Source organism: Oceanospirillum sp. (assembly GCF_982874595.1).
Window position 1 is genome coordinate 36,248 of sequence record NZ_CEYNZH010000002.1, and the last position, 18,756, is coordinate 55,003.

Here is an 18,756-nt window from a genome sequence, read left to right on the forward strand (position 1 = left end):
GAATCAGTGCGATAAAACCCGTGACAGGAAGGCTTGGGTCCGTTCGTTCTGCGGATTGTCGAACACCTGCTCTGGTGAACCCTCTTCCACAATGCGGCCTTCATGGATATAGATCACGCGATCCGCCACTTCCCGGGCAAAACCCATCTCGTGGGTGACCACCAGCATGGTCATGCCCTCTTTGGCCAGTTCACGCATTACGTCGAGTACCTCGCCCACCATTTCAGGGTCAAGCGCTGATGTCGGCTCATCAAACAGCATGAGCCGGGGTTCCATTGCCAGAGCACGGGCGATAGCAACCCGCTGCTGCTGGCCGCCGGAGAGTTGGCTAGGGTATTTTTTTGCCTGGTTAGCAATACCAACCCGATCCAGCAGGCGTTTTGCGTTACTTGCAGCTTCGTCTGTGGTCTGGTTTTTGACCTTCATCGGGGCCAGCATTACATTACGCTGCACACTCAGATGGGGGAAAAGGTTGAACTGCTGAAATACCATGCCCACTTCTTTGCGGATCGCATTCAGCGCTTGCTGACTTTTGCCGTGAGCTGTAAGACCATGGCCATCTACCACCAACTCCCCGGAATTGTATTCTTCTAGGCCGTTGATGCAGCGAATCAGAGTCGACTTACCGGAACCACTGGCTCCGATAATCACGACAACCTCACCAGCTTCCACCTGCAGGTCGATATCTTTCAGAACATGGTGCTGACCAAAGTATTTATTCAGCTGCTGGATATTAACGATATGAGACATAACAGGTTTCCTCAGGCTGCTGAATTGCCGCGGTGTTCATAGATACGCAGCAGAAGAGAAAGTGACAGGGTAATTGCGAGATAGAGCAGAGCAACCGCAAAATAGACTTCAAAGGCGGTGAAGGTATTAGCAATATACACCTGCCCCTGACGAACGAGCTCACCGACACCGATTACCGAGAACAGGGAGGTATCTTTAATGCTGACAATAGCCTGATTACCCAGAGGGGGGATCATACGGCGAAATGCCTGTGGCCAGGTAACATACCAGAAGGTTTGTACGCGGGATAATCCTAACGATACACCGGCCTCCTGTTGCCCTTTAGCGATAGATTGAACACCACCCCGAACGACTTCAGAAATATAAGCACCGGAGTTAAACGCGATAGCTGCAATAGCCGCTGTCACCGGATCGATAGGTGAACCCACAAGGTCCGGCAGACCATAGAAGATAAAGAGAACCTGCACAAGAATTGGCGTGCCGCGAAAGATTTCAATATAGGCCGTTGCGGGCCAGCGAAAAAACCATTTCTTGTTCAGGCTCAGGAGTCCAAACAGGATACCCAGCAGGAAGCCAATAATCAGACCTCCAAAAGAGATCATCAGAGTATAAGGAAGACCTTTAAGCAGAAAGGGAACCGAGTTAATTGCTGCCTGCCAGTCGAATTGAAACTGGAATTCCACGTGAGAATGCTCCGGTTGTTTAGCAGAGGAATGGGCAGGAGAAATGCGCCTCCTGCCTGAAGTGCATGACTTCGATATTATGCGTGCTTATCGGTGGCATGCGAGTTCTGAGTATTATTTACTCTTTGGCATTGCACCGAACCATTTTTCGTAAATGGCTTTGTAGGTACCATCGGCTTTGATCTCAGCCAGGGCTTCGTTCACTTTGCCAACCCATGGGCTGCCTTCAACCAGAGCGATGCCGTACTGCTGACCTTCATACAGCGGACCTACCGTTTTGGTACGTCCCTGACCCTTAGTACTGGAGAAATAGCCAACGTTCGGGGCGTCATAAAAAACAGCGTCCACAGCACCGGACATCAGAGCCATATACATATCGGCACTGCCAGGGTAAGGCGTGATGGTGTCGTCATTGTCCAGTTGGCTTACCAGGAAGTCATAGCTGGTACTGCCGATTTTTGTACCGATTTTCAGGCCATCCAGGTCTTTAATGGTTTTAACTTGATTGTTGTTAGCACGAACCAGAATACGCAGACCTGAATCGTAATAAGGGTCTGAGAAATCAACGATCTTTTCGCGGGCTTCAGTAATGGTGATGCCAGCCAGAGCCACGTCTACATTGCCGGTTTGCAGGGCAGGGATGATGCCATTGAAATCCATCGTTTTCAGGTCGTACTCAAAACCGGCACGCTTGGCGACTTCCGCCAGAATATCCATATCAAAGCCGATCATTTCACCGCTGGCCGGATCCATCATCTCAAAAGGAACAAAGCTGGGGTCGGTAACCGCTTTCAGCGTATCAGCGCTAGCCAGGGTAGTAACTGAGCTTAGTGCGATACCTAAGCCAACGGCTTTAAACCATTTCATAGACATATTAACTCCTTGTGTCCGGCCGGGTGCAATCAGGCCTATCTGTGCGTGTTTTTCTTGATTTTATTCGCCTTGCGGGCGTTATGAGTGAATTACCATACTACGAAATAATTAGTGCGCGAAAGGTTTTGTTGTTTTTCTTAGGCTAATTGATAGGCTATATATTCAGTTTATTGGTTTATAAGTCTTTGTTTTGTTGCTGTTTTACGTTTTTCTTGGTTGATTTATCTTTTTATGATTAATTTTATGTTCTGATATCTTGATGATCTCTAATGATATTAAGTCTGTTGCCATTGGTGGCGTTTACGACAAAGCGGGTGTTTTAAGCATAAAAAAGGCCTCAGTTGAGGCCTTAATTGCATTGATGTCGACTCAGAAAGGTTAAATCTTGGTGTCTTTTTGGCACTGATCACACAGACCGTGCAGCTCCAGCTGTTTTCTTACCAGAGTAAAGCCTGCTTCTTCGATACCGCGGTTTAGTTCACTCAGCGTCTCCTGGTTGATACTCAGCTCCTTGACGGTGTTGCACTGATCGCAGATAAGAAACTTAGGCGGCTGGTGGGGATGATCACAGCGAATATGGTTGCAGGTGAGAAACTGGTTGGTGGTTTCCAGCTTATGGACAAAGCCATTATCCAAAAGAAAAGTGAGTATGCGATAGGCGCTCATCGCAGGTAGGTTCTCTGAATAATTAACGCGAAACTGCTCCACAACATCATATGCGGATAGTGGGCAGTTGGCTTCCAGCAGAACTCTCAGCACTTTTTCTCTTTTGGGTGTCAGGCGGACACCGGAATCCTGACAGGATTTCAGGGCATGGCTGATGGTCTGATCAACATCTCTTTTTATCATGCCTGTGGCTCCTTGATGTTTGCTGAGGCTGTTTTGCTGAAGCTGGGGTTGGTCCTTGTGATCTGTTTCAACTCTTCCAATGTGATTGATCGTTCATTTCCTGAGCGGTAGGGCGGCTTAGGTTGATTCTTTGAATCGTTTTGTGGCTCAGGCTCTCTTTGATCTGCTTCTTTCTGGTCTGTATGGCTGTGCCAATCAGAAAAATGACGCAGTAACCATAATCCAGGCAGGGCGATCAGGGTGCAGAGAATAAAGAATTCTGTCCAACCGACGGCTTCGGCAAGAAAGCCGCTTGGAGCTGAGATCAGCGTGCGGGGCACGCCCATCAGGCTGGTGAGCAGGGCGTACTGAGTTGCGGTAAAGCGTTTGTCGGTCAGGGAGGCCATAAAGGCCATGTAGGCCGCAGTGCCCATTCCGGCAGTGAGGTTTTCAAAACCGATCACCGCAGCCAGCATATTCAGGTTGTAACCCACCTCTGTCAACAGAGCAAAACCTGCTGTACTGGCCATCTGTAGAATGCCAAACAGCCAGAGTGCGCGATAAATACCCAGCCTGATGATCAGGGCTCCGCCGAGAAATGCACCGATCAGCGTTGCCCAGAAACCAAAAAATTTAACGGTATAGCCGATCTCTTCTGAGCTAAACCCCAAGTCAACATAGAAGGGGCTGGTCATGGCGCTGGCGAGTGTATCACCCAGTTTATACAGCAGAATAAATAGCAGGATGGTCCAGGCACTGTCTCGGGTGAAGTATTCTTTGAACGGTTCAACAACAGCAGCTTTAAGACTGGAGGGCGGTGCGACAGCAACCTGCGGCTCCGGTGCCATCAGCGTGGTGACCATGCCGATACCCATGCAGAGCCCCATCAGCATATAAACCGCGGCAAAGCCGATGCTGTCGGCTAATACAAGTCCACCACCGGAGGCCAGTAACATACCGGTGCGGTAGCCGTAAACATAGAGGCTGGAACCCATACCCAGCTCATTTTCATGCAGGTGCTCACGACGGTAGGCGTCAATCACAATATCCTGGCTGGCGCTGAAGAAGGTCACTAGTAAGGCCAGAAAAGCGATCAGCCAGGGTGATGAAGCAGGATCTGATAAACCAAGACTGGCAATAGAGAGAGCCAGCAACAACTGGATCAGCAGCAGCCAGCCTCGGCGACGTCCCAAAAAAGGTAGAGTGAAGCTATCCAGAAAAGGAGCCCAGACGAATTTCAACGTATAGGGCAAGCCAACTAATGCCATCAAGCCGATGGTGGAAAGATCAACACCTTCCTGACGCATCCAAATCTGAAGAACGGAAATCGTCAGCAGCAGAGGCATGCCGCTGGAGAAGCCCATCACAAAGGTCACCAGCATGCGGCGGTTGAAGCAGGCTGCCATTAGATCTTTAAAATTGAGCCGTGGGTTTTGCTGTGTGGTCAAATTTACATCCAATTTCTGTCGGGCCAGCGTTTATGGATAAGGTTGTTCGGCTGGCCGATCACGCTAAAACCATCCATTGTACGCAAGAAGCCCTGCTGTGCCGAGGGGCAAAGCTGTTGTTATACTGCGTCTTATTAAATGACTTCATATTCGGGGCCTATTTCCTGATCATGTGCTCCGAATGAAATAGCTGCAAAGTGAATAGGTAATCAATAATGCTGGCAGATTTAAAAGTAGCAGCAGTGCAGATGGTGTCCGGTGAAGATCTGGAACAGAATCTGGTTCGTGCGGAATATTGGGTGGCTCAGGCAGCAGAGCAGGGAGCACAGCTGGTGGCTTTGCCGGAGTATTTCACGTTGTTGCACCATGATGAGCGGGCGAAGTTTGAGATTGCTGAAGCCTTTGGCGATGGTCCGATTCAGCAGCGTTTATCCACACTGGCCCGTAAGCTGAACATCTGGTTGGTGGCAGGCTCTTTACCTTTGAAAGGTAAGCAGGCGGATCATGTGACTAATACCACGCTGGTTTTTGATCCTGAAGGTATTTGTGTCGCACGTTATGACAAGATCCACCTATTCAGTTTCCAGAAAGGTGAAGAGAGCTATAACGAATCCGCCAGTATCGAAGCGGGTGCGCAACCGGTGTGCTTTGATACTCCGTGGGGGCGTGTGGGACTGGGGATCTGCTATGACCTGCGTTTCCCTGAGCTTTTCCGGGCGTTGGATAATGTGGACCTTCTGGTAGTGCCTTCCGCCTTTACCGTTCCGACCGGTCGCTCTCATTGGGAGCTGTTGCTGAAAGCCCGGGCAGTTGAAAACCAGTGTTATCTGTTGGCACCGGCTCAGGGTGGTGATCATGATAGTGGTCGCAAAACCTGGGGGCGGACTATGGCGCTTGATCCCTGGGGCGAGAAGTTGGCTGAGCTGGAGACCGGCGAAGGTGTTATCGTCGCAGCGCTTAAAGTCAGCCGGTTTGAAGAGATTCGTCAGCAGCTGCCCAGTTGGTTGCATAGACGCCTATAGAAAAAGTATCGCTCATACCTTTTGCGCTTGGGCGTTCTGAATAAACGTAAAGTTTTATCGGCAGCCGCCTGATAACTTAGTCGAGGGGCTGTTGGTCTGACAGCCCCTCGACTATAATTGGCCGCAATTATTTCTCCCATTCATCATCACAGGATAGAACGGAATATCATGACTGTTCGCACCCGTATTGCTCCATCACCAACCGGTGATCCCCACGTTGGTACCGCTTATATTGCTCTGTTTAACCTGGCGTTTGCCCGTAAGCATGGCGGTAAATTTATTCTGCGCATTGAAGATACCGATCAGACACGTAGTAGTGCTGAATCGGAACAGATGATTTTTGATTCCCTGCGCTGGTTAGGTCTGAACTGGGATGAAGGGCCGGATGTGGGTGGTGAGTACGGTCCTTACCGTCAGTCTGAGCGTAAGGATATGTACGCCGATTACGCGTACCGTCTGGAAAATGAAGGTAAAGCATTCCGCTGTTATCGTACCAGCGCAGAGCTGGATGAGCTGCGTGAAGCCCGTAAGGCTGAGGGCAAGCATACGGCTCTGAAACAGAGTGATCTGGCACTGCCTGCGGAAGAGGTCGCAGCCCGTGAAGCCGCTGGCGCGCCATATGTGATCCGTATGTGTGTTCCTGAAGAAGGTGTTTGTCAGGTTGAAGATATGCTGCGTGGCACGATCGAGATCGATTGGGGCCAAATCGATTGTCAGATTCTGCTGAAAGCCGATGGCATGCCGACCTATCACCTGGCGAACGTGGTGGATGATCATCTGATGAAGATCACCCATGTGCTTCGTGGTGAAGAATGGATCAACTCAGCACCTAAGCATAAGCTGCTGTATGAATACTTCGGTTGGGATATGCCGGTTCTGTGTCACTTCCCGCTGCTGCGTAATGCCGATAAGTCCAAACTGTCCAAGCGTAAGAACCCAACCTCGATCAACTTCTATCGTCGCATGGGCTTTATGCCGCAGGCGGTTGTGAACTATCTGGGTCGTATGGGCTGGTCGATGCCGGATGAGCGTGAGCGTTTCACTCTGGATGAGATGATCGAAAACTTCGATATTCAGCGTGTGTCTTTGGGTGGTCCGGTATTTGATGTTGAGAAACTGTCCTGGCTGAATGGCCTGTATATCCGCGAAACCCTGGATGATCAGCAGTTTATGCAGGAAGTGATGAAGTGGGCCTTTAATCCTGAGTATGTCAGTCAGATCATTCCTCAGATCAAAGGCCGTGTGGAAACTTTCAGCGATATTGCACCGCTGGCGGGCTTCTTCTTCTCCGGTATGCTGCCGATCACCGAGGAGAGCTTTGCCCATATCAAGGCGGAAACAGCGGATGTTGTGAAACAGCTACAGTTCACCCTTTGGCAGATGGAAGCGCTGCGTGAATGGAACAAAGACAATATCTTTGCTGATGTGAAGATGCTGGCGGATCACTTTGAGGTAAAAATCAAAGACTTCCTGCAGCCGATCTTTGTGGCTATCGCGGGTTCTGCAACCTCTTCTTCCGTGCTGGATTCTATGGCGATTATCGGTCCGGATATGACCCGTGCCCGTCTGCGTCATGCGGTTGACGTTTTGGGTGGTGTTTCCAAGAAGCAAACCAAGAAGCTGGAAAAAGAGTTTGCTGCGTTAAACCAGTAAGGGGAAGTCCCTTGCGGGATAAGCCTTTCCGGCTAACCGGTTGATTTGTCTGCATAAGTTTTCTTAATAAATGAAATTTTTTTGAAAAAAAGTGTTGACCCGTACGGGGTGGATCAGTATTATTCGTCCCGTACTTGAGACGGGGCCTTAGCTCAGCTGGGAGAGCGCAACACTGGCAGTGTTGAGGTCAGCGGTTCGATCCCGCTAGGCTCCACCAATATCTTGTATGATTTGAGGTTAGATCTATCAATAACTTCAGTCCTATGCGTCCCATTCGTCTAGTGGCCTAGGACACCGCCCTTTCACGGCGGTAACAGGGGTTCGAACCCCCTATGGGACGCCATCTTTTCTTCTGAAGATTGAGTCGAAAAGAGATAAAAATACCGCCAGATGGGCGGTTTTTTTATGTCTGAAATTTGCCTCAAGCTACAAAAAAAGCCCTTCCTTCATCTCTGAAAAAAGAGCCTCTTGAGTTCTTGTCGCCTTCTATGGGGTTTTCAGGAACTAGTCCATCATCAGTAAGCGGTTTACGAAGTATTTGCTAGGGTCTTCCGGGCGCACAATGGTGCCTACACTGGCGGAGCTTACCGGGTCGGTTAGATCAAAATCATCCGGCGTAATCAATTGCTTATTATCGGCGTCGTAAATCACGCGAACCATGGCAGGTTTTGCTGTTTCCGTGTCCAGTGTCAGAACAAAGCCGAGTTTGTTGGATGAAAGACGAACAAAGGAGCCAACAGGCATCAGGCCAACGCATTTAATAAAACGTTGCACCATTAGCCGGTCAAACTGCTTGTCACTGTTCATCAGGGTCTTGAAGGCCAGTGCCGGTAGCATGCCTTTTGCGTAGTTGCGGTCTGTTGTCATGGCGTCGTAGGCATCAACAATCGCTGCCATTCGGGCAAGGCCAGATATTTTCTCTGCCTTAAGCTTTCGTGGGTAGCCACTACCATCCAGTCGTTCTGTGTTGCCTAAAACAACAGCCATGACTTCTTTTGGAAGATCATCACTGGCTTCTGTTAGTGCCTTGTGGGTTGTGATCACATGACGTTGCATGGTTTTTAGTTCCTGCTGTGTCAGGCGATCTGGTTTGAACATGATCATGCTTGGCAGGGTGTTCTTGCCCAGGTCATGTACAAGGCCGGCTAAAACAAGATCTGATAGATTGCCGGTGTAGCCCATGCTCTTGGCGAAATAGGCCAGATGTATACCAAAGCTGACGCTGTGCTGAGGGATATAATCCTGTGCATCCCGAAGCGTTGTTAATGCGAGAAGAACATGAGGATTCTGCTCAAGAGCGCTGGCCAGCTGTTCTGAGACATCATAGGCTGGCTGAAGTTTGAGCGTCTGCTTCTGCTTGAGTTGAGCCAGTAAGCCTTTGACGCAAGCGATGGCATTGGTGTGGTAGATGCGAAACTCTTTGAACAGCTCCTGCAGTTTGGCTTTTTCTTTCTGCTGCTTCAGCTCGTTAATGCCGGACTGAATAGAGTTATCTTCAACCGTTTCTTCCGTCGTGTCTTCTGTGTTGTCGTTATCAGTGGTGTCTGTGCCGCCGGTGCTCGCTTTAGCCTGTTTGGCTGCTTTTTTGCGGCGAGGCTTGTCACTGGCTTCAGAAGGAGCTGTCTCTCCGCCTTCGCCTTCTTCCATGGGTTTGGGCTCATAAAGGGGAGATATGTAGCGTGAGCTGCCGTCACTTGTGCGTCGGGCAACTTCTCTCTGAATCTCCGCTACCGCGTATGAAACCTTCCGTTCTTCCATGGGGGGGAGGTCGACGAACAGGCAGCCGCAGCTGGACCGATCGTTTTTGTCATCATACCCGACGTGGCGAACCTGGATTGCGGTGCTGATTGATAGTTGATTGGGGAATGTAATGGAGCAGTTGTCAAGTACGGCCTGGCTGCCCAATGTTTCACGGTAATCACCGTCAATTTCGATTTGGCAGCCTTGGGCAGAGATATCTTTCAGTTCACCAATAATGGCTTTTGCAAAGTCTCTGGAATCCAGAACGGCATCGATAATAACACCGCGACGAATTTGTGCGCGATAAAATTGGCGACGCTGGAAATAATCCAGCTCGTCGGGGAACGGGATCTTATAGATTGTCTGGCCATCCTGAACACCCTTGCCCACAGCTTTCAGGATGGATGAGGCGATTCGACAACCGTCGTAATAGGCCTCAAACATGAAGGCGCCACTTTTAGCCATGACGCGATCTCCCCAGTTCGGGGTAACCTGGTCGACGATAAAGTGACGATCCTTAAGGTCAACCTTGAGAATAATGGTGCTGTAAACGCCTTCAACGGTATTGAAGTGTAGCTTAAGTGGAATGTGGTTATCCTTTAGGCGGTTGAGAAGCCCGTAGATGCTCTCAGGTTTGGTCAAGAGCTGGCCTTGTGGCTCAGATTGATTGTCCCGTTGTGCGTTGGGTGTCTCGGTCGCCAAGGTACCAAATCCTCTTTGTCAGAATGGCTGGAATGTTTCAGAAAAAAGAAAACATCTTATAAAATCAAATGCCTGAATTGTACACTTAAAATTGTATCCGGCTATTACAAAAATGTATTTAGTCTGTTGCTTTCAGGCGTTTGAGTAAGCTGGATGTATCCCAGCGACCGCCACCCATCGCCTGTACCTCTCCGTAGAATTGGTCGACAAGTGCCGTGACCGGTAGTTTAGCCTTAATCTTGCGTCCTTGGTTTAGACAGATGTCAAGGTCTTTGCGCATCCAGTCAACTGCAAAGCCGTGTTCATACTCGTCATTGATCATCGTCTGGTGTCGATTGACCATCTGCCAGGAGCCTGCGGCACCTTTTGAAATAACGTCAATAACCCTGTTCTGATCCAGTCCGGCTTTTTCTGCAAAATAAAGTCCCTCAGATAGGCCTTGTACCAAGCCTGCAATGCAGATCTGGTTGACCATTTTGGTGAGCTGTCCGGCGCCTGCCGGGCCCATCAGGGTTACAGCTTGGGCATAAAGGGTCATGACGTTCTGGGTTTTTGCGAAAACATCCTCTTCGCCACCGCACATAATGGTCAGCTTGCCGTTCTCTGCGCCTTGCTGGCCACCGGAAACCGGAGCGTCGATAAAGTGTAGGTTAGTTTTGCGACAGGCGGTATCGAGTTCAGTGGCCAGTTCTGCAGAAGCTGTGGTGTGATCCACCAGGATGCTGCCGCTTTTCATGCCGGAGATGACGCCGTTTTCGCCTGTTGTGACGCTTCTGACGTCGTCGTCATTGCCGACGCAGCAGAATACAATATCGGCTCCTTTGGCTGCTTCGGCTGGTGTCGCTCCAAAGCTGCCGCCATAGGTTTCAGCCCACTTTACCGCTTTGTCGGTCGTTCGGTTGTAGACGCAAACCTTATGGCCGGCGTTCGCCAGGTGACCTGCCATTGGGTAGCCCATGACGCCAAGGCCTATAAATGCGAGGTTGAGTGACATTGTTATTATTTCCTCTTGTTTTGTGAATGTGTTACTAGCGTTTTTGATAAGAAAAAAGGGCTGCAAAGCAGCCCTTTAAATGGAACGCATTTGCGCTTATTTTGCAGGAAAATCACGCGCATCGGAACCTTTGTACAGCTGACGAGGGCGCCCGATTTTGTTTTCACCGCTGACCATCTCTTTCCAGTGAGAGATCCAGCCAACAGTGCGCGACAGTGCAAAGATTACTGTAAACATGTTGGTTGGAATGCCAATCGCTTTCAGGATGATGCCGGAGTAGAAGTCTACATTCGGATACAGTTTGCGCTGTACGAAGTACTCGTCTTCCAGTGCGATCTCTTCCAGTCGTTTGGCGATGTGGAGCTGAGGGTCGTTTTCCAGGCCCAGCTCTTTCAGAACTTCGTCGCAGGTTTCTTTCATAACTTTCGCGCGCGGGTCGAAGTTACGGTAAACACGGTGACCAAAGCCCATCAGACGGAATGGGTCTTCTTTGTCTTTTGCCTTGGCGATAAAGCGCTGAATGTTTTCTTCGGAGTCTTCACCGATTTCATCCAGCATCTCCAGTACGGCTTCGTTGGCTCCGCCGTGAGACGGCCCCCATAGAGCAGCGATACCGGCTGCAATACAGGCAAATGGGTTGGCACCTGTTGAGCCGGTCAGGCGGACTGTTGAGGTAGAGGCGTTTTGCTCGTGATCAGCATGCAGCATAAAGATGCGATCCATAGCCTTGGCCAATACCGGATTTGGTTTGTACTCTTCGCAAGGCGTGCTGAACATCATGTACAGGAAGTTTTCAGCGTAGTTAAAGTCGTTGCGAGGGAATACAAAAGGTTGGCCCACTGAATATTTGTGACACATTGCTGCGATAGTCGGCATTTTCGCGATCAGGCGGAATGCTGAAACTTCACGGTCACGTGGGTTATTGATATCCAGGGAGTCGTGGTAGAACGCAGAGAGTGCACCAACAACGCCACACAAAATTGCCATAGGGTGTGCGTCACGACGGAAGCCTTTGTAGAATTGAGTCAGTTGCTCATGCACCATGGTGTGATAGGTGATAGTTGACTCAAATTGTTTTTTTTCTTCTGGGCTTGGCAGTTCGCCATTCAGCAGAAGGTAGCACAGTTCAATGTAATCTGACTGCTTTGCCAGTTGCTCGATTGGGTAGCCGCGGTGCAGCAGTACGCCTTTCGCGCCATCAATGTAAGTGATTGATGACTCACAGGATGCAGTAGAGACAAAGCCTGGGTCGTAAGTGAACATTCCCTTGGAGGTCAAGCCGCGTACGTCGATAACGTCAGGGCCAACTGTGCCGCTATAGATCGGCAGTTCAATTGGTTCGTCAAGCCCTGGTACCGTCAGGATCGCTTTCTTGTCAGCCATTATGGCCTCCTTTCTAATTGTTAATTCATACTTGCCATGCCCAAAATCGCGGACTGCACAAATATAGAAGGATAAGCAGGATTGTCAATTACCCAAAAAGGTAGCAGCAATGCAGCTACTGCTTGTTAGAATCGGATAGGAATCAAATGTGCGGTAAGTTAAGGGATTTATGCTTCGGCTATGCCTTTGGTTTTATTGTAATCAGAATAGCGAGTCACTATAATTCCTGCCGCACGATTGGCGGTGGTGCAGCCTTATATAAATAGGTAAGTGAAATGGTTTATTAACCGGCTCCTGCTTCTATATATAAGGACGCAACCACCAGAAACCATAAGCCCTAAGAAAGGGCATAGAGAGTGTGTAAGAGCCGTGAATAGCAAAAGACCTGTAAACTTAGATCTAGCAACTATCAAGCTCCCTCTCCCTGCGTATACTTCGATTCTGCACCGTATCACGGGCGTTATTCTGTTTGTTGGACTGGCGTTCATGTTCTGGGCTTTTGATGCTTCTCTGGAATCAGAAGAAAGCTTCAATGCAGTTAAAGAGACTCTGCAGGAGGGTGCATTCGCCAAGTTTGTACTCTGGGGACTTCTTTCCGCACTGGCCTACCACGTGGTAGCGGGTATTAAGCACCTGTTTATGGATGCTGGTATCGGTGAAACCCTGGAAGGTGGCCGTCTGGGCGCCAAGCTGACGCTGGTGATTTCTGTAATTCTGATTGTACTGGCAGGGGTGTGGGTATGGTAACCAACGTAACGAATTTCGGTCGTAGCGGCCTGTCAGACTGGTTGTTACAGCGTTTTAGTGCGGTTGTTCTGGCTCTGTACAGCGTTTTTATCGTTGGTTATTTCCTGACGACTTCTGATCTGGATTACGCACAGTGGTCTGGTTTCTTTCAGCAGACCTGGGTTCGTATCTTTACGTTCCTGACGATTCTGTCTATTGCTGCCCATGCCTGGATCGGTCTGTGGACGATTTCCACAGACTATATCAAGCCAACGGGGATCCGTTTTGTCTTCCAGGCAGTATGTAACCTAGCCCTGTTTACCTATGTGGTATGGGGTGTTCAAGTTCTTTGGGGAGCGTAAGGAATGACTGCAAATCTACGTACACTGAATTTTGATGCCATCATCGTTGGTGGTGGTGGTTCCGGTATGCGTGCTGCCCTGCAGCTGTCGCAATCCGGTAAGAAAACTGCTCTGATTACAAAAGTTTTCCCAACCCGTTCTCACACCGTATCGGCTCAGGGTGGTATTACCTGTGCGATCGCTAGTGCGGATCCGAACGACGATTGGCGCTGGCACATGTACGACACCGTAAAAGGGTCGGACTACATTGGTGACCAGGATGCAATTGAGTACATGTGTTCTGAAGGCCCGAAAGCGGTTTTCGAACTGGAGCACATGGGGCTGCCTTTCTCCCGTTTTGACAATGGTCGTATCTACCAGCGTCCTTTCGGTGGTCAGTCCAAGAACTTCGGTGAGGGCGGTCAGGCTGCTCGTACCTGTGCTGCTGCTGACCGTACCGGTCACGCTCTGCTGCACACTCTGTATCAGGCTAACCTGAAAAATAACACTGTATTCCTGAACGAATGGTATGCAGTGGATCTGGTTCGCAACGATTCCGGTGATATCTGCGGTGTAATCGCCCTGTGCATCGAAACTGGCGAAACTGTATTTGTTAAAGCGGCGGCAACGGTTCTGGCGACAGGCGGTGCAGGTCGTATCTATGCTTCTACCACCAACGCTCTGATCAACACAGGTGACGGTGTTGGTATGGCACTGCGTGCCGGTATTCCTGTTCAGGATATCGAAATGTGGCAGTTCCACCCAACCGGTATTGCGGGTGCAGGTGTACTGGTAACAGAAGGTTGCCGTGGTGAAGGTGGCTATCTGGTCAACAAAGATGGCGAGCGCTTCATGGAGCGTTATGCACCAAACGCAAAAGACCTTGCAGGTCGTGACGTTGTTGCACGTTCTATGGTTATGGAGATCCTGGAAGGCCGCGGTTGTGGCGAAAAAGGCGATCACGTATTCCTGAAGCTGGATCACCTGGGTGAAGAAGTTCTGAACAAACGTCTGCCAGGTATCTGTGAACTGTCTAAGACATTTGCTCACGCTGATCCGACTAAAGAGCCTGTGCCGGTTGTTCCAACCTGTCACTACATGATGGGCGGTGTACCGACTAACGTTCACGGTCAGTGTTTGACTCAGGATGAAGACGGTAACGATCACATCATCAACGGTCTGTACGCGGTAGGTGAAGTGGCTTGCGTATCGGTACACGGTGCTAACCGTCTGGGTGGTAACTCACTGCTGGATCTGGTTGTATTCGGCCGTGCTGCGGGTATCCATATCGAGAAAGCGCTGAGCGAAGGTCTGACTGACGCTGATGTGAATGAAGCGGATATCGAACGTGCTATGGCACGCCTGAACCGCTGGAATGGTTCTACTGATGGTGAAAGTGTTGCTGATCTGCGCGCTGAACTGCAGCAGACCATGCAGAATTACTTCGGTGTATTCCGTACTGAAGAGTACATGCTGAAAGGTATTAAAGAACTGGAAGCTCTGCGCGAACGTATTGCTAATGCGAAGCTGGACGATAAGTCTCAGACGTTTAACACCGCGCGCATCGAAGCTCTGGAACTGGATAACCTGCTGGAAGTAGCGGAAGCAACTGCTATCACAGCTGAATACCGTAAAGAGAGCCGTGGTGCACACGCCCGTGACGATTATCAGGATCGTGATGACGAGAACTGGCTGAAGCACTCAATGTACTTCCCTGGTGAGAAGCGTGTTGGTAAGCGTGATGTAAACTTTGCGCCTAAGACCGTGCCTGCGTTTGAACCGAAAGTACGTACTTACTAATTTACGGGAGTTAGCCTAATGCTGGTTGTTAGTGTATACCGCTATAATCCGGAAAAAGATTCTGCTCCGTACATGCAGGAATTTAACATCGACACTAAAGGCGCTGACGTCATGGTGTTGGATGTTCTGAGCATGATTAAAGAGCAGGACAATACTTTTGCTTACCGTCGCTCTTGCCGTGAAGGTGTTTGCGGTTCTGACGGTATGAATATGAACGGTAAGAATGGCCTGGCTTGTATCACACCTTTGTCAGAAGTTGTGACAGGTGGCAAGCTGGTTATCCGTCCTCTGCCTGGTCTGCCGGTTATCCGTGACCTGGTGGTTGATATGTCTCTGTTCTATAAGCAATACGAGCGTATCAAGCCGTACCTGCTGAATGATACTCCGGCCCCGGCCATTGAGCGTCTGCAGGCACCTGAGGAACGTGATAAGCTTGACGGCCTGTACGAGTGTATTCTTTGTGCATGTTGTTCAACGGCTTGCCCGTCGTTCTGGTGGAACCCTGATAAGTTTGTAGGCCCATCCGGTCTGCTGCAGGCCTATCGTTTCCTGATCGACAGCCGTGATACTCAAACCCGTGAACGACTGGCAGAACTGGATGATCCGTTCAGTGTGTTCCGTTGCCGCGGTATTATGAACTGCGTAAGTGTATGTCCTAAAGGCTTGAACCCAACAAAAGCCATTGGTCATATTCGTGACATGCTGTTGCGTAACGCAACCTAGTCAAACCGCAGATCATCTATACAATAATAAAGCTATTGTGTCTGCCAACAGGCAGACACCTGTGGTCGCTAAAGCCGGCGCTCAAAAAGTGCCGGCTTTAGCAAATGTAAAAACGACTTGGGGAACGGGGCTGGTCCCTAATCTGCAGAAAGGTAAGGCACGCTACCTTTTTTTTGACCTGAAAAAGACTCAGGGGTCATTGTGGATTTCAAGTTCCTCGTGCAGGGTGACTAAGAATGCAAGAAGGCATAATGGAGTTGATGTGGAGCTCTTCCCACGTCTACGGAGGAAATGTTTCCTACGTTGAAGGGCTTTATGAGCAATATTTGCTTGATCCGAATGCAATTCCTGAAGAGTGGAGGAACTACTTCGACAAGCTTCCAAGAACCGAAGGCACAGGTTCTCGTGATATCCCCCTTACGCCCATCCGCGAACATTTTGATCTGCTTGCTAAAAACAAGCACAAAGCTGCTCCCGCCAGTGCTGGCTCAGTAAGCACCGAACATGAAAAGAAACAGGTTCGTGTTCTGCAGCTGATCAATGGATACCGTTTCCGTGGTCATCAGAAGGCCAACATTGATCCTCTTAACCTGCTTCAACGTGAGCCGGTTGCTGATCTTGATCTGGCGTACCACCAATTATCGGCTGCAGATCTTGACACCGTTTTCCAGACAGGCTCTCTGTTTATCGGTAAAGATGAGGCACCGCTGCGTGAAATTATCGAGGCGCTGGAGAAAACGTATTGCTCCACCACCGGCGCTGAGTTCATGCATATCGTGAACACAGAAGAGAAACGCTGGTTGCAACAGCGTTTTGAAAGCGTGCGCTCAGCTCCTGCATTCGGAGTTGAAGCGAAAAAACATATCCTTGAGCGTCTGACCGCTGCTGAGGGTATGGAGAATTACCTTGCATCCCGCTACCCGGGCACCAAGCGTTTTGGTCTTGAAGGTGGCGAATCTTTCATCCCTATGGTTGACGAGCTGATTCAGCGCTCGGGATCCTTTGGTGTTAAAGAAGTCGTGATTGGTATGGCTCACCGTGGCCGTCTGAACCTGCTGGTTAATATTCTGGGTAAAAACCCGGCGGAATTGTTTGATGAGTTTGAAGGCAAGAAGCTCATGCACGATGGTTCCGGTGACGTTAAGTATCACCAGGGTTTCTCATCCAACGTGATGACTTCCGGTGGAGAAGTTCACCTGGCTCTGGCCTTTAACCCATCGCACCTTGAAATTGTTTCTCCGGTTGTTGAGGGGTCGGTTCGCGCCCGTCAGGATCGTCGCAAAGATAAGACCGGTGACGCTGTAATGCCAATCGTGGTTCACGGTGATTCTGCCTTTGCCGGTCAGGGTGTGGTGATGGAGACATTCCAGATGTCTCAGACCCGTGCTTACAAAACCGGTGGCACCATCCATATTGTGATCAACAACCAGGTTGGTTTTACGACCAGTAAGCCGGAAGATACCCGTTCGACGGAATACTGTACTGATATCGCAAAAATGGTTCAGGCACCGATCATCCATGTTAATGGTGATGATCCGGAAGCTGTGATCCATGCGGCACAGGTCGCGGCTGACTATCGCCAGCAATTCAAGCGCGATGTGGTAATTGATCTGGTTTGCTATCGCCGTCGTGGTCACAACGAAGCTGATGAACCATCGGGTACTCAGCCACTGATGTACCAGAAGATCGCTAAGCAGCCGACCACTCGCAGTCTTTATGCGAAACGCTTAATTGCTGAAGGCGTTCTGACCGAGGCTGAAGATAAAGATCAGATGGAGGACTATCGTTCTGCGCTGGTCGATGGTCGACATGTTGCTAACAGTCTGGTTAAAGAACCGAATAAAGAGCTGTTTGTTGACTGGACGCCGTATCTGGGACATGAGTGGACTTCTGAAGCCGACACTTCTGTTGAACTGACCCATCTGCAGGCTTTGGCTAACAAGCTGGGTGAAATACCGGATGGTGTTAAGATCCAGCGTCAGGTTAATAAGATTTATGAAGACCGTCGCAAGATGGCTGCAGGCGCTATGCCTGTAAACTGGGGTTTTGCAGAAGTACTGGCTTACGCCACAATTCTGGATCAGCATCACCCGGTTCGTATTACTGGTCAGGATGTGGGTCGTGGTACCTTCTCGCACCGCCATGCTGTTATTCACAACCAGACGGATGGTGAGGTTTATGTACCTCTGCAGAATCTGTCTGAGTCTCAACCTGCTATGACCATTCATGATTCTTATCTTTCAGAAGAAGCTGTTCTGGCATTCGAATATGGTTATGCAACAACAAAGCCTGATGCACTGGTTATCTGGGAAGCCCAGTTTGGTGACTTCGCTAACGGTGCGCAGGTTGTAATTGATCAGTTCATCACTAGTGGTGAACACAAGTGGGGACGTTTGTGTGGTCTGACCATGCTGCTGCCTCATGGTTATGAGGGCCAGGGCCCTGAGCACTCTTCAGCGCGACTGGAGCGTTACCTGCAGTCTTGTGCGGAACAGAACATTCAGGTTGTTGTTCCGACCACCCCGGCTCAGGTTTTCCATATGCTGCGTCGTCAGGTTATTCGTCCGCTGCGTAAGCCGCTGATTGTTATGTCTCCGAAGAGTCTGCTGCGCCATAAAGATGCAACATCGACTCTTGAAGAGCTGGCTAACGGCAGCTTCCAGACCATTATCAATGAAGTAGACAGCACCATTGATAAGAGCCAGGTAAAACGTCTGGTTCTGACCAGCGGTAAGGTCTATTACGATCTGGCCAACTATCGTCGTGAGAATGAGCGTCAAGATACAGCGATTATCCGTATCGAGCAGCTCTATCCGTTCCCACAGGAAGCTCTGGCTCAAATCGTTTCGGAATACCCTGCTTTGGAAGATGTTGTTTGGTGTCAGGATGAGCCGATGAACCAGGGTGCCTGGTACAGCAGTCAGCATCATATGCGTGGTGTGCTAAACGATTACCGTAAAGGCTTTGGTTATGAACTGAAGTTTGCGGGACGTGCTGCATCGGCTGCTCCGGCTTGCGGTTATACCTCTGTACATGCTGAACAGCAGGCACAGTTGGTATCTGACGCTTTTAACGCTTAATTGATCAATT

15 protein-coding genes and 2 tRNA genes are annotated in these 18,756 nt (G+C 49.8%); 9 read left to right on the forward strand and 8 right to left on the reverse strand.

Annotated features, from left to right (window positions below; translation table 11 throughout):
- Window positions 1–3 precede the first annotated feature (3 nt).
- The 5 genes from AC4GL5_RS01530 to AC4GL5_RS01550 form a co-directional block, all read right to left on the reverse strand.
- Window positions 4–750 (reverse strand): amino acid ABC transporter ATP-binding protein, encoded by a 747-nt coding sequence (locus AC4GL5_RS01530; protein WP_490381023.1) that lies wholly within the window; start codon window positions 748–750, stop codon window positions 4–6.
- 11 nt (window positions 751–761) lie between these two features.
- The gene (locus AC4GL5_RS01535) at window positions 762–1,433 is read right to left on the reverse strand and encodes an amino acid ABC transporter permease (protein WP_490381024.1); all 672 of its coding nucleotides are present in this window, start codon (window positions 1,431–1,433) and stop codon (window positions 762–764) included.
- A 114-nt stretch (window positions 1,434–1,547) separates the two neighbouring features.
- Window positions 1,548–2,306 (reverse strand): transporter substrate-binding domain-containing protein, encoded by a 759-nt coding sequence (locus AC4GL5_RS01540; protein WP_490381025.1) that lies wholly within the window; start codon window positions 2,304–2,306, stop codon window positions 1,548–1,550.
- Window positions 2,307–2,684: 378 nt separating this feature from the next.
- On the reverse strand, window positions 2,685–3,155 hold the full coding sequence (locus AC4GL5_RS01545) for a transcriptional repressor (RefSeq protein ID WP_490381026.1): 471 nt from the start codon (window positions 3,153–3,155) through the stop codon (window positions 2,685–2,687).
- Window positions 3,152–4,582: an AmpG family muropeptide MFS transporter gene (locus AC4GL5_RS01550; RefSeq protein WP_490381027.1), complete on the reverse strand. Its 1,431-nt coding sequence runs from the start codon at window positions 4,580–4,582 to the stop codon at window positions 3,152–3,154. Before AC4GL5_RS01550 ends, AC4GL5_RS01545 begins: the two co-directional genes overlap by 4 nt.
- Before the next feature lie 215 nt (window positions 4,583–4,797).
- On the opposite strand from AC4GL5_RS01550, the gene AC4GL5_RS01555 reads away from it, so the two are divergent.
- From AC4GL5_RS01555 to AC4GL5_RS01570, 4 genes are all read left to right on the forward strand, one after another.
- Window positions 4,798–5,604, forward strand: coding sequence for a carbon-nitrogen hydrolase family protein (locus AC4GL5_RS01555; RefSeq protein ID WP_490381028.1), 807 nt, complete (start codon window positions 4,798–4,800; stop codon window positions 5,602–5,604).
- Window positions 5,605–5,772: 168 nt separating this feature from the next.
- Complete coding sequence (gltX, locus tag AC4GL5_RS01560; RefSeq protein ID WP_490381029.1) at window positions 5,773–7,257, forward strand: glutamate--tRNA ligase; 1,485 nt, start codon at window positions 5,773–5,775, stop codon at window positions 7,255–7,257.
- Between the two features lie 141 nt (window positions 7,258–7,398).
- Window positions 7,399–7,474, forward strand: a tRNA-Ala gene (locus AC4GL5_RS01565).
- Between the two features lie 50 nt (window positions 7,475–7,524).
- Window positions 7,525–7,600, forward strand: a tRNA-Glu gene (locus AC4GL5_RS01570).
- A 161-nt stretch (window positions 7,601–7,761) separates the two neighbouring features.
- Here AC4GL5_RS01570 and AC4GL5_RS01575 read toward each other — a convergent pair.
- From AC4GL5_RS01575 to gltA, 3 genes are all read right to left on the reverse strand, one after another.
- Entirely contained in the window at window positions 7,762–9,699 is a 1,938-nt protein-coding gene (locus AC4GL5_RS01575; protein ID WP_490381030.1) for an HD domain-containing phosphohydrolase, read from the reverse strand.
- Window positions 9,700–9,817: 118 nt separating this feature from the next.
- Complete coding sequence (locus AC4GL5_RS01580; protein WP_490381031.1) at window positions 9,818–10,693, reverse strand: NAD(P)-dependent oxidoreductase; 876 nt, start codon at window positions 10,691–10,693, stop codon at window positions 9,818–9,820.
- A 96-nt stretch (window positions 10,694–10,789) separates the two neighbouring features.
- The gene (gene gltA / locus AC4GL5_RS01585) at window positions 10,790–12,076 is read right to left on the reverse strand and encodes a citrate synthase (protein ID WP_490381032.1); all 1,287 of its coding nucleotides are present in this window, start codon (window positions 12,074–12,076) and stop codon (window positions 10,790–10,792) included.
- A gap of 369 nt (window positions 12,077–12,445) precedes the next feature.
- Here gltA and sdhC point away from each other — a divergent pair, with 369 nt between their 5' ends.
- The 5 genes from sdhC to AC4GL5_RS01610 all read left to right on the forward strand — a co-directional run bounded on the left by sdhC (window position 12,446) and on the right by AC4GL5_RS01610 (window position 18,746).
- A complete protein-coding gene (sdhC, locus tag AC4GL5_RS01590) occupies window positions 12,446–12,823 on the forward strand; it encodes a succinate dehydrogenase, cytochrome b556 subunit (protein ID WP_490381033.1) in 378 nt (125 codons plus the stop codon).
- Window positions 12,817–13,164, forward strand: a complete 348-nt coding sequence (gene sdhD, locus AC4GL5_RS01595; RefSeq protein WP_077242786.1) for a succinate dehydrogenase, hydrophobic membrane anchor protein — start codon at window positions 12,817–12,819, stop codon at window positions 13,162–13,164. Before sdhC ends, sdhD begins: the two co-directional genes overlap by 7 nt.
- A 3-nt stretch (window positions 13,165–13,167) precedes the next feature.
- Window positions 13,168–14,943, forward strand: a complete 1,776-nt coding sequence (gene sdhA / locus AC4GL5_RS01600) for a succinate dehydrogenase flavoprotein subunit (protein WP_490381034.1) — start codon at window positions 13,168–13,170, stop codon at window positions 14,941–14,943.
- Between the two features lie 21 nt (window positions 14,944–14,964).
- Window positions 14,965–15,666: a succinate dehydrogenase iron-sulfur subunit gene (locus AC4GL5_RS01605; protein ID WP_490381126.1), complete on the forward strand. Its 702-nt coding sequence runs from the start codon at window positions 14,965–14,967 to the stop codon at window positions 15,664–15,666.
- A gap of 236 nt (window positions 15,667–15,902) precedes the next feature.
- Entirely contained in the window at window positions 15,903–18,746 is a 2,844-nt protein-coding gene (locus AC4GL5_RS01610) for a 2-oxoglutarate dehydrogenase E1 component (protein ID WP_490381035.1), read from the forward strand.
- The last annotated feature ends 10 nt before the right edge of the window (window positions 18,747–18,756 follow it).